Origin of the sequence: Allobosea sp. AK1 (assembly GCF_006714945.1) — a bacterium.
Lineage (GTDB): Bacteria > Pseudomonadota > Alphaproteobacteria > Rhizobiales > Beijerinckiaceae > Allobosea > Allobosea robiniae.
Genome location: NZ_VFMG01000001.1, coordinates 1,118,795 through 1,133,957, shown reverse-complemented (window position 1 = coordinate 1,133,957; position 15,163 = coordinate 1,118,795). Strand labels below are relative to the sequence as shown.

Here is a 15,163-nt window from a genome sequence, read left to right as displayed (position 1 = left end):
AATCACCGTCCTTTGAACTCGGGCGGGCGCTTTTCCAGAAAGGCACGCATTCCCTCTTTCTGGTCCTGCGTGTCGAAAAGCTGGACGAAGGCCTTGCGCTCCAGCGCGAGCGCCGTGTCCAGGGGTACATCCTGCCCGAGCTGCACGACCTCCTTGATCGCCTGGACGGCGAGCGGCGGCATCGAAGCCACCGTCGTGGCGATGGCTAGCGAACGGTCGAGAGCGCTGCCGTCAGGCACGATCTCCGAGAGCAGGCCCGCCTGGAAGGCTTCGGTCGCGGTCAACGGCTCTCCCGTCAGCGCGAGTTTCATGGTGCGGTATTTGCCGATGGCCCGCAGCAGGCGCTGCGTACCGCCGGCGCCGGGCATGATGCCGACGCGGATTTCCGGCTGGCCGAAACGGGCGCCTTCGCCGGCGACGATCATGTCGCAGCAGAGTGCCGTCTCGCAGCCGCCGCCCAGCGCATAGCCTTCGACGGCCGCGATCAGGATCTTCGGGCAGCGCCTGAGCACCGTGAACATCCGGTCGGTCGCGAGCGTCTGATGCTGGGCCGGGCTCATCGGCTCCATTTCGGCGATATCCGTGCCGGCTATGAAATAGCCGCCGGCACCGGTCAGGACGATGACGCGTAGGCTCGTGTCGGCCTCAAGCGTCAGGATGGCGTCGGCGATGCGCGCCTTGATGTCGAGATTGAGCGCGTTGCGGCGCTCCGGCCGGTTCAGCGTGATGACCGCGACGCCATCGGATGCGTGGCGGACGGCGACGGCTTCAGTCGAATCCATCTAGCCGCCTCCGAAGACCGGCTTGCGCTTTTCGGCGAAGGCGCGCTGCGCCTCCTTGGTATCCTCGGAGGACGCCAAGGCTACGGTCTGCGACTGCTCGAAGCGATAGCCGTCGCGCAGTTCGAGTCCCTCGGTGACGTTGAAGGATCGCTTGGCCGCCTGGACGGCCGAAGGGCTTTTCGAGGCGATCTCGCGCGCGATCTCCTGCGCCAGTCCGAGCAGGCGCTCGGCCGGGACGCAGTCCGAGGCGACGCCCATGCGGTAGAGCTCCGCGCCGCGCATCCGGCGCGCCGTATAGATCAGCATCCTCGCATCGGATTCCCGGAAGAAGCGCCTGACATGGCTGACGCCGCCGGCCAGCCCGACATCGACCTCCGTCATCGCGAAGAAAGCCTCCTCCGCCACGAGGATGATGTCGCAGCACAGGGCCAGCACGCAGCCCGCGCCGATTGCCGCGCCATTGACCGCGGCGATGACGGGCTTGGAGCATTCCATCACCGTATCGAAGGACGCGCGCACGAGACGGTTATGGCGGGGATAGGCGCCCGGCTCCTCCGCAAGTCCGGGGCGTTCCTTCAGGTCGGCCCCTGCGGAGAAGGTCTTGCCGGCGCCGGTTAGCACGATCGCGCGCACGTCGGAGCGGTCGCTGAGGCTGTCGAAGACGGCGACGATCTCCTCCCGGAACTGGCGGTTCTGCGCGTTGACCGGCGGCCGGTCGATCGTCACCGTCGCGACGAAATCGCTGACGCTGACGGTCAGGGTTTCGGGGGTGTTGGTCATTTCAAACTCCGTAACGAACGCGGCTTCGGGCCAGCATCAGAACCCGTAGAGCTTGCGGGGATTGTCGACGAGGATCTGCTGGCGAAGCCCGGCATCCGGAACCCATTCGGCGAACAGGTCGAGCAGATGCCCGACATCGGGAGCGCGTTCGGCCAGGCGAAGATGCGGCCAGTCCGAGCCCCAGATCACCCGCTCCGGGTTGGCCTCGATCAGCGCATCATGGAACGGCCGGGCATCGGCATAATCCGGAAAATCCTGAGAGCAGCGGCACAGGACGAGCTTGATCCAGAGCCAGCCTTCGCGAAGCGCGTCGAGGATCATCCTGAACGACGGATCGTCCAGCCCGCGCGCGATCTGCAGGCCCGCCATATGGTCCAGCACGATCGGGAGGCCACTGGCGCGGTAGAGCGGCAGGTTCTCGACATGCCGGTCGATCCCGGCCCAGATTTCAGCATGCCAGCCCCTCTCGCGCATGCCGGGAGCCAAGGCGGCGAGAGCCTCGGTACCGACCGATCCGGGGAAGGGGCCCGTTCCGCCGGGCACCGTCATGTCGTTGAAACGCAAACCCCGGATGCCCGCCGCGTCCCAGGCATCGAGATCGGCCTGCGGCACCCGCTCGCTCGCGGCGCCGATGCCGCGCAGGCGCCCGCCACCTTGCGAGAGGGCGTCGAGGATCGGCGAAGGGTCTTCGCCATAGGCGCCGGGCTGGACGAGGACGCCATGGGTCAGGCCGATGCGCTCCAGCATGCCGCGATGCGCTGCCGCTGGTGCCAAGGGCGCCGCGTAATGCATCCGGTGCGACACGGGAAAGCGCTCATAGGGGCCGAAGACATGCGCGTGGCAGTCGCAGGCTCCGGCCGGCAGCGTCCAGCCGGGAGGGCGGTGCGATCTCGGGAGGACGGTCTCAGTCACGGCTGATGTCCTCGGCCACCCGCAGGGAGGCGGGCAAGCGTGTCGGCCCGTCCTGCAGCTTGGGCAGGGGCGGAGCCGCTCCGTCCGGCAGCGGGATTCCATGCGCGTTCAGCGTCATCGACACCATCGTGTAGTAACCGATCACGCCTGTTAGCTCGACCGCGCCGCGCGCTCCCCATCGCGCGACGATCGCGGCATGCACGTCGTCGGGAACGGTGCCGGTCTGGAGCAGCAGGCGGGCATATTCATAGACCTCCCGCTCCTCGTCCGCGACGAAGACCGGCGCCTGGCCCTGCCGGATGGCCTCGATGCTGGCGGCGTCAAGGCCGGCGACCTTCGCCGCCTCGGCGTGGATGTAGAATTCCAGCTGGCTGTTCCAGTGGCGGCCGGCGACGATGATGGCGAGCTCGTTGAGCTTCGGCGGCAGCAATGTCGAATAGCGCAGGAATTCGCCGAGCCTCGACCAGCGCGTGGCGAGTTCCGGGCTGTGGATAACGGCCCGCAGCGGCCCGACCAGCCGCCCGCGCGGCCCGGAAACGACCTCGTCATAGACCTTGCGCTGATCGGGCGTCAGCTCGTCGACGGCCGGGAGGTGGAGGCGCTCCATTCTGTCTTCCATCAAGCTTGCTCGGCCAGGCCGATGTCACGGAGGATCTCGTCGGTATGCTCGCCGAGCAAGGGCGGGGGACGGTCGAAAGCGAGCGGCTCGTTCGCGAAGTTCAGCGGGCTGACGACCTGCGGAACCGTGCCGGCGAGCGGATGGGGCAGGCGGCGCAGCATGCCGCGATGCCTGACCTGCGGATCGTCGAACACCTCAGGGACCGTGTTGATCGGCGCGCAGGGAACGCCGGCGGCATCGAGCGCGGCGATGAGCGCGTCGCGGTCGAAGCGGCCGAAAGCGGCGCGCAGCAACGGGTCGAGCAGACCGTGATTGGTCACGCGCGCCGGATTGGTGACGAAACGCGGATCGCGTGCCCATTGCGCTTCGCCCAAGGCCTCGCAGAGCTTGGCGAACTGCCCGTCATTGCCGACGGCGAGGACGATGAAGCCGTCGGCGCAGGGGAAGACGTCCTGGGGCTGGATGTTGGGGTGGCGGTTGCCGCCACGCACGGGGGGGCGGCCCGAGACCAGCCAGTTCATCGCCTGGTTGGCGAGGAAACCTGTCTGCACGTCCAGCATGGCGAGATCGATATTGTCGCCCTTGCCGGTTTCGTTCCGCCGGACCAGCGCCGCGAGCACGCCGACCGCCGTATACATGCCGGTCATCAGGTCGACGATGGGAACGCCGACCTTCTGCGGCCCGGCGCCCGGCATGCCCTCGCGCTCGCCGGTGACGCTCATCAGGCCGCCCATGGCCTGGATCGCGAAATCATAGGCCGCCGCCGACTTGCGAGGACCGCTTTGCCCGAAGCCGGTCACCGAAGCGAAGATCAGGCGCGGATTGATCGTCTTGAGCGCCTCGTAGTCGAGACCATAGCGCTTGAGCGTCCCGACCTTGTAGTTCTCGACGACGATATCGCTCGTGGCGGCCAGCCGGCGGACGATGTCCTGCCCTTTCGCGCTGGTGATGTCGACGGTGATCGAGCGCTTGCCGCGATTGACCGAGAGGTAGTAGCCGGCCTCGCTGGTCGGGTTGCCGGCCGCGTCCTTGAGATAGGGTGGCCCCCAGGCGCGCGTGTCGTCGCCGGCGCCGGGGCGCTCGACCTTGATGACGTCGGCGCCGAGATCGGCGAGAATCTGCGTCGCCCAGGGACCGGCCATGATGCGGCTGAGATCGAGGACCCGGACATGGCTGAGGGGGCCCTGGCGCTGGATATCAGCCATCGTCCCTGACCTCGGTGGCGATCGCGGAGGGGCGCTGGCGGAATTCGCCATGCCATTGCGCGAGCCGGGGATGGCTCGCCCGCCAGTCGAGATCCTCGAAGCGGAAATCGAGATAGGACAGGCAGCAGCCGAGCGCGATTCCCGATAGCTGCAGTGGCCCCGGGGAGATCAGGCCGGCTTCGCTCTCGAAGCGCGCGAGGGAGGCCGACGCCTTGGCGGCGAAACTCGACAGCCACTCCGCCGTCTGCTTCTCCGCGGGCTTGTTGCGCTCGTTGCGCCAGAGGATCAGCAGGTCGAGAAACCCGGTGGCGAGTTCGTGCCGGCTGAGTTCTTTCCAGCGCTCCGGCCCCGTGGCGGGGATGATGATGCCGCCGCCGGCGAGTGAATCCAGATATTCGCAGATCAGGCCGGAATCGATCAGCACCGCGCCGTCGGCCAGGACCAGCGTCGGGATCTTGCTCAGCGGATTGTCGGGCAGCAGGTCCGGGTTCGGCTTCGTCATCTGGACGACCGTGCGCCGCAGCGTCAAACGATCGACGAGGCCGAGCTCATGCGCGGCCACCATCACCTTCCGCACGAAAGGCGATCGCGGCGACCAGTGAAGTGTCATATCGCCCATTGCATGCTCCCCGCCTGGACAGGCGTCGGCTTGTTAAGTCAGCTTTATGACCCATAGCGATCAGATGCCTGCCTGTCGAGCGCGGCCACGGCGTGGGCCTGTTCAGTCGCTTGCGGCGAGGTCAATCGGGCAAATGCCGCCCTGTTTGGCAAATTTTCCCGCGTGCTGGATGGAGGTGCGGCAGAAGCCACCCCTGCGCCCCAGTTGACGGCGGCATCCCTCGCCAATAGGCTAGTCTTATGACCTTTAAAGAATAATCGGGAGGGGACGATGAAGGCACTGCAGTTTGTTTTCGGGGCAGCCGTGATTCTGGCATCGACTGCGGTGGCGCAGGCTGGCACGCTGGAGAAGGTCAAGGAGCGCGGTGAGCTGATCTGCGGAACGAGCCCGGGCGTTCCCGGCTTCTCGCTGCCGAATGCGCAGGGGCAGTGGGGCGGGCTCGATGTCGATCTGTGCCGCGCCGTTGCCGCGACGGTCCTGGGCGATGCCAAGAAGGTCAAATACATCTCGCTCAACCCGAAGGATCGCTTCGCGGTCGTGCAGTCGGGCGAGGTCGACGTGCTCTCGCGCCAGACCACCTGGTCTCTGTCGCGCGACACGACGCTCGGCCTGTCCTTCTCGGCGATCACGTATTTCGACGGGCAAGCGCTGATGGTCAAAAAGTCGATGGGGATCAAATCGGCGAAGGACCTGGGCGGCGCGACCGTCTGCGTCCAGGGCGGCACGACGACCGAACTGAACATCGCCGACTTCTTCCAGAAGAACGGCATGAAATACGAGCCGGTGAGCTTCGCCTCGGGCGACGAGGCCATCAAGGCGTTCGAGACCGGCCGCTGCGACGTCTTCACCACAGATGCGTCGGCGCTCTATGCCTATCGCCTGAAGGTCGCCAACGGACAGGACTTCGTGATCCTGCCCGAACTCATCTCGAAGGAGCCGCTCGGGCCGGCGGTTCGTCGCGGCGACGAAGCCTGGGCCAATATCGTCCGCTGGACCCACTATGCGATGGTCAATGCCGAGGAATTGGGCCTGACCTCGGCCAATGCCGACGAGCAATTGAAATCGGCCAATCCCGAGATCAAGCGCTTCCTCGGGGTCGACGGCAATCTCGGCGAGGGGCTCGGGCTGACCAAGGACTGGGCCTACCGGATCGTCAAGCAGGTCGGCAATTACGGCGAGAGCTATGAGAAATATCTCGGGCCGTCATCGCCGCTTGGCATTCCGCGCGGCGCCAACAATCTCTGGTCGAAAGGCGGCCTGCAATACGCTCCGCCTGTTCGCTGACGAAGATGATCCCTGGCGATTTCGGAATCGGTAAAGGAACAGCGTCCCGCGACGATGCCTCTCGGTCGCCGCCGGGCTACGCCAGGGTCAATGGCGCTATGCCGCGAACACAGGCGCCAATGCGCTTCAGGATGCCTATGATCACCACAGTTGGGTATCGCGGCTGAATAACGCGGCGGTGCCCGCACGAGGCCGAGGCGCTCCCTGTTGATCCGCTCAGAGCGCCGCTTCGGCTTTCATTCGACTGCGGTGCCTTGCGATGAACATGCATGTTTCTCAGGCCGATCGTCCGGCGGTCAATGCGGGGATCGGCCAGTCGCTGCCGCGTAAGGAGGATGCGACCCTCGTGCGCGGCGAAGGGCGCTATACCGACGATCTGTCGCTGGATGGCCAGCTCCACGCGGCCTTCGTCCGCAGCCCCCATGCGCATGGCATCATTCGCGGCATCGACACGGCCGACGCGAAAGCCATGAAGGGTGTCGTCGCGATCTACACCGCCGCCGACCTCGACGGCCAGGGCTATGGCGCGCTGAAATGCCAGGTCGACCTGTCGAGCCGCGACGGCACAGCCATGAGGAAGCCGGTCCGGCACGCGCTGACGGGAGACAAGGTTCGCTTCGTCGGCGACCCCGTCGCCATGGTCGTCGCCCGCACGGCACTGCAGGCCCGCGATGCGGCTGAGGCCGTGTCGCTCGATATCGACATCCTGCCCGCGGTGACATCGGCCGAGGCTGCGCTTGCGCCCGGTGCGCCCCAGCTCTTCGACGACGTTCCCGGCAATCTCGTCATCGACTATCATTTCGGCGATGCCGGCAAGGTCACGGCGGCCTTTGCGGAGGCTGCGCATGTCACCAGGGTGCGGATCGTCAACAACCGCATCGTCGTGAACCCGATCGAGCCGCGCGCGGCGATCGGAACCTATGACCGCAAGGCGAAGCGCTACACGCTCCATGCCCCGAGCCAGGGCGCCTTCGGCATGCGCAACAACCTCGCCGCGGCGATGGGCGTGCCGCAGGAGCGGATGCGCCTGGTGACCGGCCATGTCGGCGGTTCCTTCGGCATGAAGTCGGCGGTGTTTCCGGAATATGTCGTGCTGCTGCATGCGGCGCGGCTCCTGAAGAAGCCGGTGAAATGGGCCGACCAGCGCTCCGAGAGCTTCGTCTCCGACCATCACGGCCGCGACATGGCGTTCGAGGCGGAGCTCGCTCTCGATGCGCGCGGGCGCTTCCTCGCCACGCGCTTCACCGGCTTCGGCAATATGGGCGGGTATCTCTCGCCGCCCGGCCCGATGATGGCGACGTCGAATGTCGGCAAGAACAGCGTCGGCATGTATCGCACGCCGCTGGTCGAGGTGCAGACGCGCTGCGCGCTCACCAATACCGCGCCGATCGGGGCCTATCGCGGGGCCGGGCGCCCCGAGGGCAATTACTTCATGGAGCGGCTGGTCGACAGCGCCGCCCGCGAGATGGGGATCGACGCGGCCGTCCTCCGGCAGCGCAACCTGATCGCGCCCGCCCAACTGCCGTGGAAGACCCCGATCGGGACGGTCTATGACAGCGGCGATTTCCCGGCGCTCTTCGCGCGGGCGCTGCAGGCGGCCGACTGGAAGGGCTACCGCGCGCGCGAACGCGCCAGCCGCAAGGCCGGCAAGCTGCGCGGCCGCGGCATCGGCTGCTATCTCGAGGTCACCGCTCCGCCGAGCAACGAGATGGGCGGCATCCATTTCGAGCCGGACGGCACGGTCACCATCGTCACCGGGACGCTCGATTACGGGCAGGGCCACTGGACGCCCTTCGCCCAGGTCCTGACCAGCCAGCTCGGCGTGCCCTTCGACAGGATCAGGCTCGTGCAGGGCGACAGCGATCGTCTGATCGCGGGCGGTGGCACCGGCGGCTCGAAATCGATCATGGCGAGCGGCTCGGCGATCATCGAGGCGAGCGAGCGCGTCATCGAGAAGGGCAAGCTCCTGAGCGCGCATTTCCTTGAAGCGGCTGTCGCCGATATCGAATTCACCGAGGGCCGCTTCAGCATTGCCGGAACCGATCGCTCGATCGGCATCATGGAGCTGGTGCGGAAGCTTCAGGCGGGCGCGGCGCTACCGGATGATTTGCCCAAGACGCTCGATGTCGACCACGTCTTCAAGGCGGCGCCCTCGGCCTATCCCAACGGCTGCCATATCGCCGAGGTCGAGATCGACCCGGAGACCGGGCATGTCGAGATTGCCAGCTATGTCATGGTCAATGATTTCGGGGTGCTGGTGAACCCGATGATCGTCGAGGGACAGCTCCATGGCGGCGTCGTGCAGGGCATCGGCCAGGCGATCTGCGAGATGACCTCCTATGACGAAAACGGCCAGCTTCTGACCGGGTCCTACATGGATTACGCGATGCCGCGCGCTGCGGACGTGCCGTTCTTCTCCTTCATCAGCCAAGGCGTGCCGACGCGGACCAATCCGGTGGGTGCCAAGGGCTGCGGCGAGGCCGGCTGCGCCGGTTCGCTGCCTTCGGTGATGAACGCGATCGTCGATGCGCTTTCGCCCCATGGCGTGCGCCATATCGACATGCCGGCGACGCCGCAGGCGATCTGGCGGGCCATTCACGCGCGATAGCGGTCACGTCGCCCGCGCTGGGCTCGACCTCAAGCCGGGCCGGGATCGCCCTGAGCCGGGGAGGGGCCGCCGGCGGCTCCCCGCGAGGCCCGGCGGCGGGCGCCGAGCTTGCTCATCCAGAGATAGATGATCGGCGTGGTGTAGAGCGTCAGGATCTGGCTCAGGATCAGCCCGCCGACGATGGTGATGCCGAGCGGGCGGCGCAGTTCCGCACCGGGGCCGGTCGCGATCATCAGCGGGACCGCGCCGAGCATGGCCGACAGGGTCGTCATCAGGATCGGTCGGAAGCGTTCCAGGCAGGCCTCGAAGATCGCCTCGCGCGAGGGCATCGCGCGCTGGCGCTCGGCGGCGATGGCGAAATCGACCATCATGATGCCGTTCTTCTTGACGATGCCGATCAGCAGGATGATGCCGATGAAGGCGATGATGGTGAGGTCGGTGCCGGATATCCGCAGGGCGATCAGCGCGCCCAGCCCCGCCGAGGGCAGGGTCGAGAGGATCGTCACCGGGTGGATCAGGCTCTCGTAGAGCACGCCGAGGATGATGTAGACGGCCAGGATCGCGACCAGGATCATCACGCCCTGGCTGCCGGCCCCTTGCGCGAACGCCTTGGCATCCCCCGCGAACTCGGCCCGGAGCGAGGCCGGCATGTGCAGGCCCTCGACGGCGGCAACGACGGCGTCGCTCGCCTCCTGGATGCCGACGCCGGGCGCGAGGTCATAGGTGATCGTCACGGCCGGGAACTGGCCCTGGTGGTTGATCACGAGCGGGGCGGTACCGCGCTCGACCTTGACCAGGCTGCGCAGCGGCACCTGCCTGCCGTTGCGGCCGGGCACGTAGAGATCGAGGATGTCCTCGGGGTCGCGGCTGCGCGAGGGCGCGACTTCGAGCACGACGCGGTACTGGTTGCGCGCGCCGTAGATCGTCGAGATCTGGCGCTGACTGAAGGCATCGGCCAGCACGTTGTCGATGGCCTGGATCGCGACGCCGAGTTGCGAGGCCTTGTTGCGGTCGATCACGACCTGCGCCTCGAGCCCGCCCTGCTCGCGATCGGTCGAGACATCGACGAGTTCTGGCAGGGTGCGCAGCTTCTCCAGCACCTTGGGCACCCATTCCTGCAATTCGGGCAGGTCGGGGTCCCAGAGGGTGAACTGGTATTGCGAGCGGCCCTGCCGCCCGCCGGCGCGCACATCCTGCACCGGGGTCAGGAAGATGCGCAGGCCCGGGATCGAGGAGAGGCGTCCGCGCAGCCGGTTGACCACCTGCGCCGAGCTGACGCCGCGTTCCTCCAGCGGCTTGAGGCTGACGAAGAAGCGCCCGGTATTCACCGAGCCGCCGCCGCCGATGAAGGAGGCGACGCCGAAGACGGCGGGATCGGCCGCGACGATGGCGGCGCCACGCTGCTGGAGCTGCATCATCGCCGGGAAGGAGATATCGGTCGAGGCCTGGGTGAAGCCGATGACGAGGCCGGTATCGTCCTGCGGAAAATAGCCCTTCGGCGCGCTGCGGAACATCTGCACGGTCAGCACCACCGTGGCGATCATCACGACGAGCATGAGCCAGCTATGCCGCAGCACGATCGTGAGCGTACGGCCATAGAAGCGCGTCATCCCCGACAGCACGCGCTCGACGATGCGATCGAAGCGGCTGGGGGCATGCGGCCCGGCTTTCAGGAAATGCGCGCAGACCATCGGCGTGACGCTGAGCGAGACCACCGTCGAGACGAGGATCGCGAAGGTCAGGGTCAGCGTGAACTCGCGGAAGAAGCGGCCCGCCACCCCGTCCATGAAGAAAAGCGGGATGAAGGCCGCGATCAGGGACAGGCTGATCGAGATCACGGTGAAGCCGATCTGGCCGGCGCCGAGCAGGGCGGCCCGCAGCGGCGACATGCCCTTCGCGACATTGCGCTCGATGTTCTCGATCATGACGATGGCGTCGTCGACGACGAAGCCGACCGAGATGGTCACCGCCATCAGCGAGAGATTGTCGAGCGTGAAGCCGGCGACCCACATCGCCGCGAAAGTGCCGGCGATCGAGAGCGGCACGGTGACGCCCGCCGCGACCGTCAGGGTCGTGCGTCGCAGGAACAGGAAGACGACCAGCATCACCAGGGCGATCGAGATCAGCAGCGTATGCTGGATATCCGCGATCGAGGCGCGGATCGTGACGGTGCGGTCCGACATGATCGAGAACTGGATGCCGGCGGGCACCCATTTCTGGACCTCGGGCAGGAGCGCCTTCACCCGGTCGACCGTGTCGATGACGTTGGCGTCGGCCTGCTTGGTGATGGTGATGAGGATCGCCGGCTTGCCATTGTACCAGCCGGCGGCGCGGCTGTTGCGCACGCCGCGCTCGACGGTGGCGACATCGGCGAGCCGGACCACCGTGCCCTTCGCCGAGCGCACGACGATGTTGCCGTAATCCTCGGGCTGGCGGATCTGGTTGTTGGCGGAGAGCGTCTCGCTCAATCGCCCGCCGTCGAAGGAGCCGACCGCCGAGACGGTGTTCGCGTTGACGATTGCCGTTCGGATCGTATCGAGGCTCAGGCCCATGGCGGCGAGCTGGGCGGGGTCGACGCGCACGCGGATCGCCGGCTGCTCGGCGCCGTTGACCGTGACCTCGCCGACGCCCTCGACCTGCGCGATGCGCTGGGCGATGACGGTGTCGGCGGCGTCGTACATCGCGCTCGGCGTCATCGTGTCCGAGGTCAGGGCCAGGATCAGGATCGGCGCGGCATTGGGGTTGGCCTTGCGGAATTGCGGCAGGGTCGGCAGATCGCCCGGCAGATCGGTCGCGGCCGCGTTGAGCGCCGCCTGGACGTCGCGGGCGGCGCTGTCGGTATTCCGCGTCAGGTCGAATTGCAGCACGATCGAGGTCGAGCCGAGCGAGCTCCGGGACGTGATCTCCGTCACGCCGGGGATCGAGCCGAGCCGGCGCTCCAGGGGCGCGGCGACACTGCCGGCCATCGTCGCAGGATCGGCGCCGGGCCGGCTGGCGAAAACGCGGATCGTCGGAAAGTCGACGCTCGGCAGGCTCGCCACCGGCAGGAACATGTAGGCGACCATGCCGACGAGGAAGAGGCCGATCGCCATCAGCGTGGTGCCGACGGGGCGCAGGATGAAGGAGTCGGAGAGGCCCCGCACCGACTTCCAGCCCTTGTCCTCGTCGGGGGCGTCGCTCATTCGGCGGCCTCCGGATCGGGATAGGGCACGACGCCGTCGGGGCCGCCGCCGAGGCGCCGGCGCAGCTTTTCGAGCGCCAGATAGATCACCGGGGTGGTGTAGAGCGTCAGCAACTGGCTGAGCAGCAGGCCGCCGACGATGGTGATGCCGAGCGGCTGGCGCAGCTCGCTGCCCGTTCCGGTCGCCAATGCCAGCGGCAGGGCGCCGAGCAGGGCGGCGAGCGTCGTCATCATGATCGGGCGGAAGCGCAGCAGGCAGGCCTTGACGATAGCTTCCTCCGGCGAGAGGCCCTCATGTCGCTCGGCCTCGAGCGCGAAGTCGATCATCATGATCGCGTTCTTCTTGACGATGCCCATCAGCAGGATGATGCCGATCAGCGCCACGATCGAGAGTTCGCGGCCGGTCAGGATCAAGGCGAGGAGGGCGCCGACGCCGGCGGAAGGAAGCGTCGTCAGGATCGTGAAGGGGTGGACATAGCTCTCGTAGAGGATGCCGAGAACGAGATAGATCGTCACGATCGCCGCGAGGATCAGCCAGGGCTGGTTGGCAAGCGAGCGGTTGAACTCCGCCGCATCGGCGCTGAAGGAGCCCGATATCGCGCTGGGCATGCCGATCTCGCGCTCGACGGCGGCGATCATCTTGACGGCATCGCCGAGTGCCTCTCCGGGCGCCAGATCGAAGGAGACGGTCGCGGCCGGGAACTGCTCCTGATGGGCGATGGAAAGCGGCGCGGTCTCGCGGATCAGCCGGGTGAAGGAGGAGAGCGGCACCTGCACGCTGTTCTGCGTCACCGTCGAGCTGCCGGCGGAATTGGTCTGGCCCTGGGTATTGGTGTTGCCGGTGACGTAGAGCTTCGTGAGCGCGGAGGGGTCGCGCAGATATTGCGGCGCCGCCTCCAGGATGACGCGATACTGGTTCGACTGCTCGTAGATCGTGGCGATCTGGCGCTGGCCGAAAGCGTCGTAGAGCGTGTCGTTGACGGCCTGGATCGAGATGCCGAGCCGCCCGGCCTTGGCCCGGTCGATCTCGACGCGGGCGCGAAGCCCGCCATCCTGCGCCTCGTTGGCGACGTTGCGCACGATCGCTTCCCGCCGCAGCGCCTCCGAGAGCTTGCGGGCCCATTCCATCACCTGCAACTGGTCGGCGCCGGTCAGGGTGTACTGGTATTGCGAGCGGCTGGCGCGGGTCGTGATCTGGATGTCCTGAACCGGCTGGACATAGGCCACGACGCCGGGGATCGCGGCGGCCAGCGCGCGCAGCCTCTCGGCGATCACGACCGCGTCGTCATGCCGTTCGTCCTTGGGGCGCAGCGTCACCGTCATGCGGGCTGTGTTGAGCGTGGTGTTGGCCTGACCGATGCCGAGAACCGCGACGACGCCGGTGACATCGCCGTCCTGCTCGAAGGCCCGCGACACCTGTTCCTGCAAACGCTTCATCTCGTTGAAGGAGACGTCCGGCGAGGATTCCATGACGACATTGAGCAGGCCGGTATCCTGGCTGGGCAGAAAGCCCTTGGGGATGACGACATACATCCACACCGTCAGCACCAGCGTGACCAGGGTCGCGAGCAGCACGAGACCGCGGACCTTCAGTGCCCAGCCGAGCGTCACCTCGTAGAGCCGCGCCATCGCCGAGACCGGCCATTCCGCCAGCCGCATCAGCGGGTTCTCGCGCTTGCCATCTTTATGGCGGAGCAGCCGCGCGCACATCATCGGCGTCAGCGTCAGCGAGACGATCGCCGAGACCACGACCGCGATGGTGAGCGTCAGGGCGAACTCGCGGAACATGCGGCCGACGAGCCCGGTCATGAACAGCAGCGGGATGAAGACCGCGACCAGCGAGACCGTCAGCGAGATCACGGTGAAGCCGATCTCGCGGGCGCCGTCATAGGCCGCCCGGAGCGGCTTCTTGCCCTGCTCCATGTTGCGCACGATGTTCTCGATCATCACGATCGCATCGTCGACGACGAAGCCGGTGCCGATGGTCAGGGCCATCAGCGAGAGATTGTCGAGGCTGAAGCCGGCGAGCCACATCACCGCGAAGGTCGCGATCAGCGAGAGCGGCAGCGCCACGCCGGCGATGATCGTGGCGCGCACCGTGCGCAGGAAGAGCAGCACGACGAGCACGACGAGCGCGCAGGCCAGCACCAGCGTGAACTGCACGTCGGCGATCGAGGCGCGGATCGTCTCGGTGCGGTCGCTGACCACCTGCAATTCGACACCGGCCGGCATACCGTTCTTGAGGCGCGGAATCTCCTCCTTCACCCTGGCGACCGTGGTGACGATGTTGGCGCCCGGCTGGCGCATCACGTCGAGGACGACCGCGGTCTTGCCCTTGTACCAGGCGCCGACGCGGCTGTTCTCCAGGTCTTCCAGCACCACCGCGACGTCGCGCAGGAAGACCGGCGCGCCGCTGCGATAGGCGACGACGATGTCGCGATAGGCGCTCGCGCTGCCGATCTGGTCGTTGGCGCTAATCGTGTAGGCTTGGTGATTGCCGTCGAGCGCGCCCTTGGCGCCGGAGACATTGGCGGCGACGGTTGCCGTGCGCAGGTCCTCCATGCCGAGCCCGTAGGCGGCGAGCCGCGCGAGATCGGCCTGGATGCGGATCGCGGGCCTGACGCCGCCTTCGAGCGAGACATGGCCGACGCCGGAGACCTCGGACAGGCGCGGCGAGAGCAGCGTGTCGGCGAGGTCGCTGAGCTGGCGCAGCGAGACCGTGTCCGAGGTCAGCGCCAGCACCATGATCGGCGCATCGGCCGGGTTGATCTTCGCGTAGGTCGGCGGATAGGGCAGGGTGCGCGGCAGCGTCGAGCCCGCCGCATTGATCGCCGATTGCACGTCCTGCGCGGCCGCGTCGATGTCGCGGTCGAGGTCGAATTGCAGGGTGACCTGGCTGAGCCCGAAGGAGCTCTGCGAATACATCGTCGAGAGCGCGGGGATCTGGCCGAACTGCCGCTCCAGCGGCGCCGTCACCAACGAGGCGATCGTCTCGGGGTTCGCGCCCGGCAATTGCGTGGTGATCTGGATGGTCGGGAAATCGACCTGCGGCAGCGCCGCGACCGGCAGGCGCAGATAGCCGAGGATGCCGCAGAGCAGCACCGCGATGCCGAGCAGCGAGGTTGCGATGGGCCGGCTGATGAAAGGTGCGGACACGCTCATCGCGGCTGCCC

The 15,163-nt window shown here is 67.1% G+C and carries 10 protein-coding genes; 2 read left to right on the top strand and 8 right to left on the bottom strand.

The features are described 5' to 3' along the window. Positions 1-2: 2 nt before the first annotated feature. Genes FHT98_RS05805 through FHT98_RS05780 form a run of 6 tightly spaced genes read right to left on the bottom strand, consistent with a single transcriptional unit; the run spans position 3 to position 4,917 of the window. Positions 3-782 carry an enoyl-CoA hydratase-related protein gene (locus tag FHT98_RS05805; protein WP_142113050.1) on the bottom strand — a complete coding sequence of 260 codons (780 nt, stop codon included), beginning with the start codon at positions 780-782 and terminating at the stop codon, positions 3-5. After that, positions 783-1,562: an enoyl-CoA hydratase/isomerase family protein gene (locus FHT98_RS05800; protein ID WP_142113048.1), complete on the bottom strand. Its 780-nt coding sequence runs from the start codon at positions 1,560-1,562 to the stop codon at positions 783-785. A gap of 36 nt (positions 1,563-1,598) precedes the next feature. After that, on the bottom strand, positions 1,599-2,474 hold the full coding sequence (locus FHT98_RS05795; RefSeq protein WP_210244337.1) for an amidohydrolase family protein: 876 nt from the start codon (positions 2,472-2,474) through the stop codon (positions 1,599-1,601). Beyond that, positions 2,467-3,081 (bottom strand): carboxymuconolactone decarboxylase family protein, encoded by a 615-nt coding sequence (locus FHT98_RS05790; RefSeq protein ID WP_142113044.1) that lies wholly within the window; start codon positions 3,079-3,081, stop codon positions 2,467-2,469. Before FHT98_RS05790 ends, FHT98_RS05795 begins: the two co-directional genes overlap by 8 nt. Positions 3,082-3,092: 11 nt before the next feature. Continuing rightward, the gene (locus tag FHT98_RS05785; protein WP_142113042.1) at positions 3,093-4,298 is read right to left on the bottom strand and encodes a CaiB/BaiF CoA transferase family protein; all 1,206 of its coding nucleotides are present in this window, start codon (positions 4,296-4,298) and stop codon (positions 3,093-3,095) included. Further along, positions 4,291-4,917 carry a glutathione S-transferase family protein gene (locus FHT98_RS05780; protein ID WP_210244335.1) on the bottom strand — a complete coding sequence of 209 codons (627 nt, stop codon included), beginning with the start codon at positions 4,915-4,917 and terminating at the stop codon, positions 4,291-4,293. The genes FHT98_RS05785 and FHT98_RS05780 overlap by 8 nt, the downstream gene beginning before the upstream one ends. 270 nt (positions 4,918-5,187) lie before the next feature. Between FHT98_RS05780 and FHT98_RS05775 the strand changes: the two genes are divergently transcribed. Together FHT98_RS05775 and FHT98_RS05770 are read left to right on the top strand one after the other, a co-directional pair. Beyond that, entirely contained in the window at positions 5,188-6,201 is a 1,014-nt protein-coding gene (locus FHT98_RS05775) for an amino acid ABC transporter substrate-binding protein (protein ID WP_142113039.1), read from the top strand. Between the two features lie 259 nt (positions 6,202-6,460). Then, positions 6,461-8,809, top strand: coding sequence for a xanthine dehydrogenase family protein molybdopterin-binding subunit (locus FHT98_RS05770; protein ID WP_210244333.1), 2,349 nt, complete (start codon positions 6,461-6,463; stop codon positions 8,807-8,809). A gap of 29 nt (positions 8,810-8,838) precedes the next feature. Here the strand turns inward: FHT98_RS05770 and FHT98_RS05765 are convergent, their stop codons facing one another. Together FHT98_RS05765 and FHT98_RS05760 are read right to left on the bottom strand one after the other, a co-directional pair. After that, on the bottom strand, positions 8,839-11,991 hold the full coding sequence (locus tag FHT98_RS05765; RefSeq protein ID WP_142113034.1) for an efflux RND transporter permease subunit: 3,153 nt from the start codon (positions 11,989-11,991) through the stop codon (positions 8,839-8,841). Further along, entirely contained in the window at positions 11,988-15,152 is a 3,165-nt protein-coding gene (locus FHT98_RS05760) for an efflux RND transporter permease subunit (protein WP_142113032.1), read from the bottom strand. The genes FHT98_RS05765 and FHT98_RS05760 overlap by 4 nt, the downstream gene beginning before the upstream one ends. Positions 15,153-15,163 lie beyond the last annotated feature (11 nt).

What these genes read in the sequence shown, in the direction of transcription:
- FHT98_RS05805 (WP_142113050.1), bottom strand. Translation starts at nt 782, where the DNA reads ATGGATTCGACTGAAGCCGTCGCCGTCCGCCACGCATCCGATGGCGTC.
- FHT98_RS05800 (WP_142113048.1), bottom strand. Translation starts at nt 1,562, where the DNA reads ATGACCAACACCCCCGAAACCCTGACCGTCAGCGTCAGCGATTTCGTC.
- FHT98_RS05790 (WP_142113044.1), bottom strand. Translation starts at nt 3,081, where the DNA reads ATGGAGCGCCTCCACCTCCCGGCCGTCGACGAGCTGACGCCCGATCAG.
- FHT98_RS05785 (WP_142113042.1), bottom strand. Translation starts at nt 4,298, where the DNA reads ATGGCTGATATCCAGCGCCAGGGCCCCCTCAGCCATGTCCGGGTCCTC.
- FHT98_RS05780 (WP_210244335.1), bottom strand. Translation starts at nt 4,917, where the DNA reads ATGGGCGATATGACACTTCACTGGTCGCCGCGATCGCCTTTCGTGCGG.
- FHT98_RS05775 (WP_142113039.1), top strand. Translation starts at nt 5,188, where the DNA reads ATGAAGGCACTGCAGTTTGTTTTCGGGGCAGCCGTGATTCTGGCATCG.
- FHT98_RS05770 (WP_210244333.1), top strand. Translation starts at nt 6,461, where the DNA reads ATGAACATGCATGTTTCTCAGGCCGATCGTCCGGCGGTCAATGCGGGG.
- FHT98_RS05765 (WP_142113034.1), bottom strand. Translation starts at nt 11,991, where the DNA reads ATGAGCGACGCCCCCGACGAGGACAAGGGCTGGAAGTCGGTGCGGGGC.
- FHT98_RS05760 (WP_142113032.1), bottom strand. Translation starts at nt 15,152, where the DNA reads ATGAGCGTGTCCGCACCTTTCATCAGCCGGCCCATCGCAACCTCGCTG.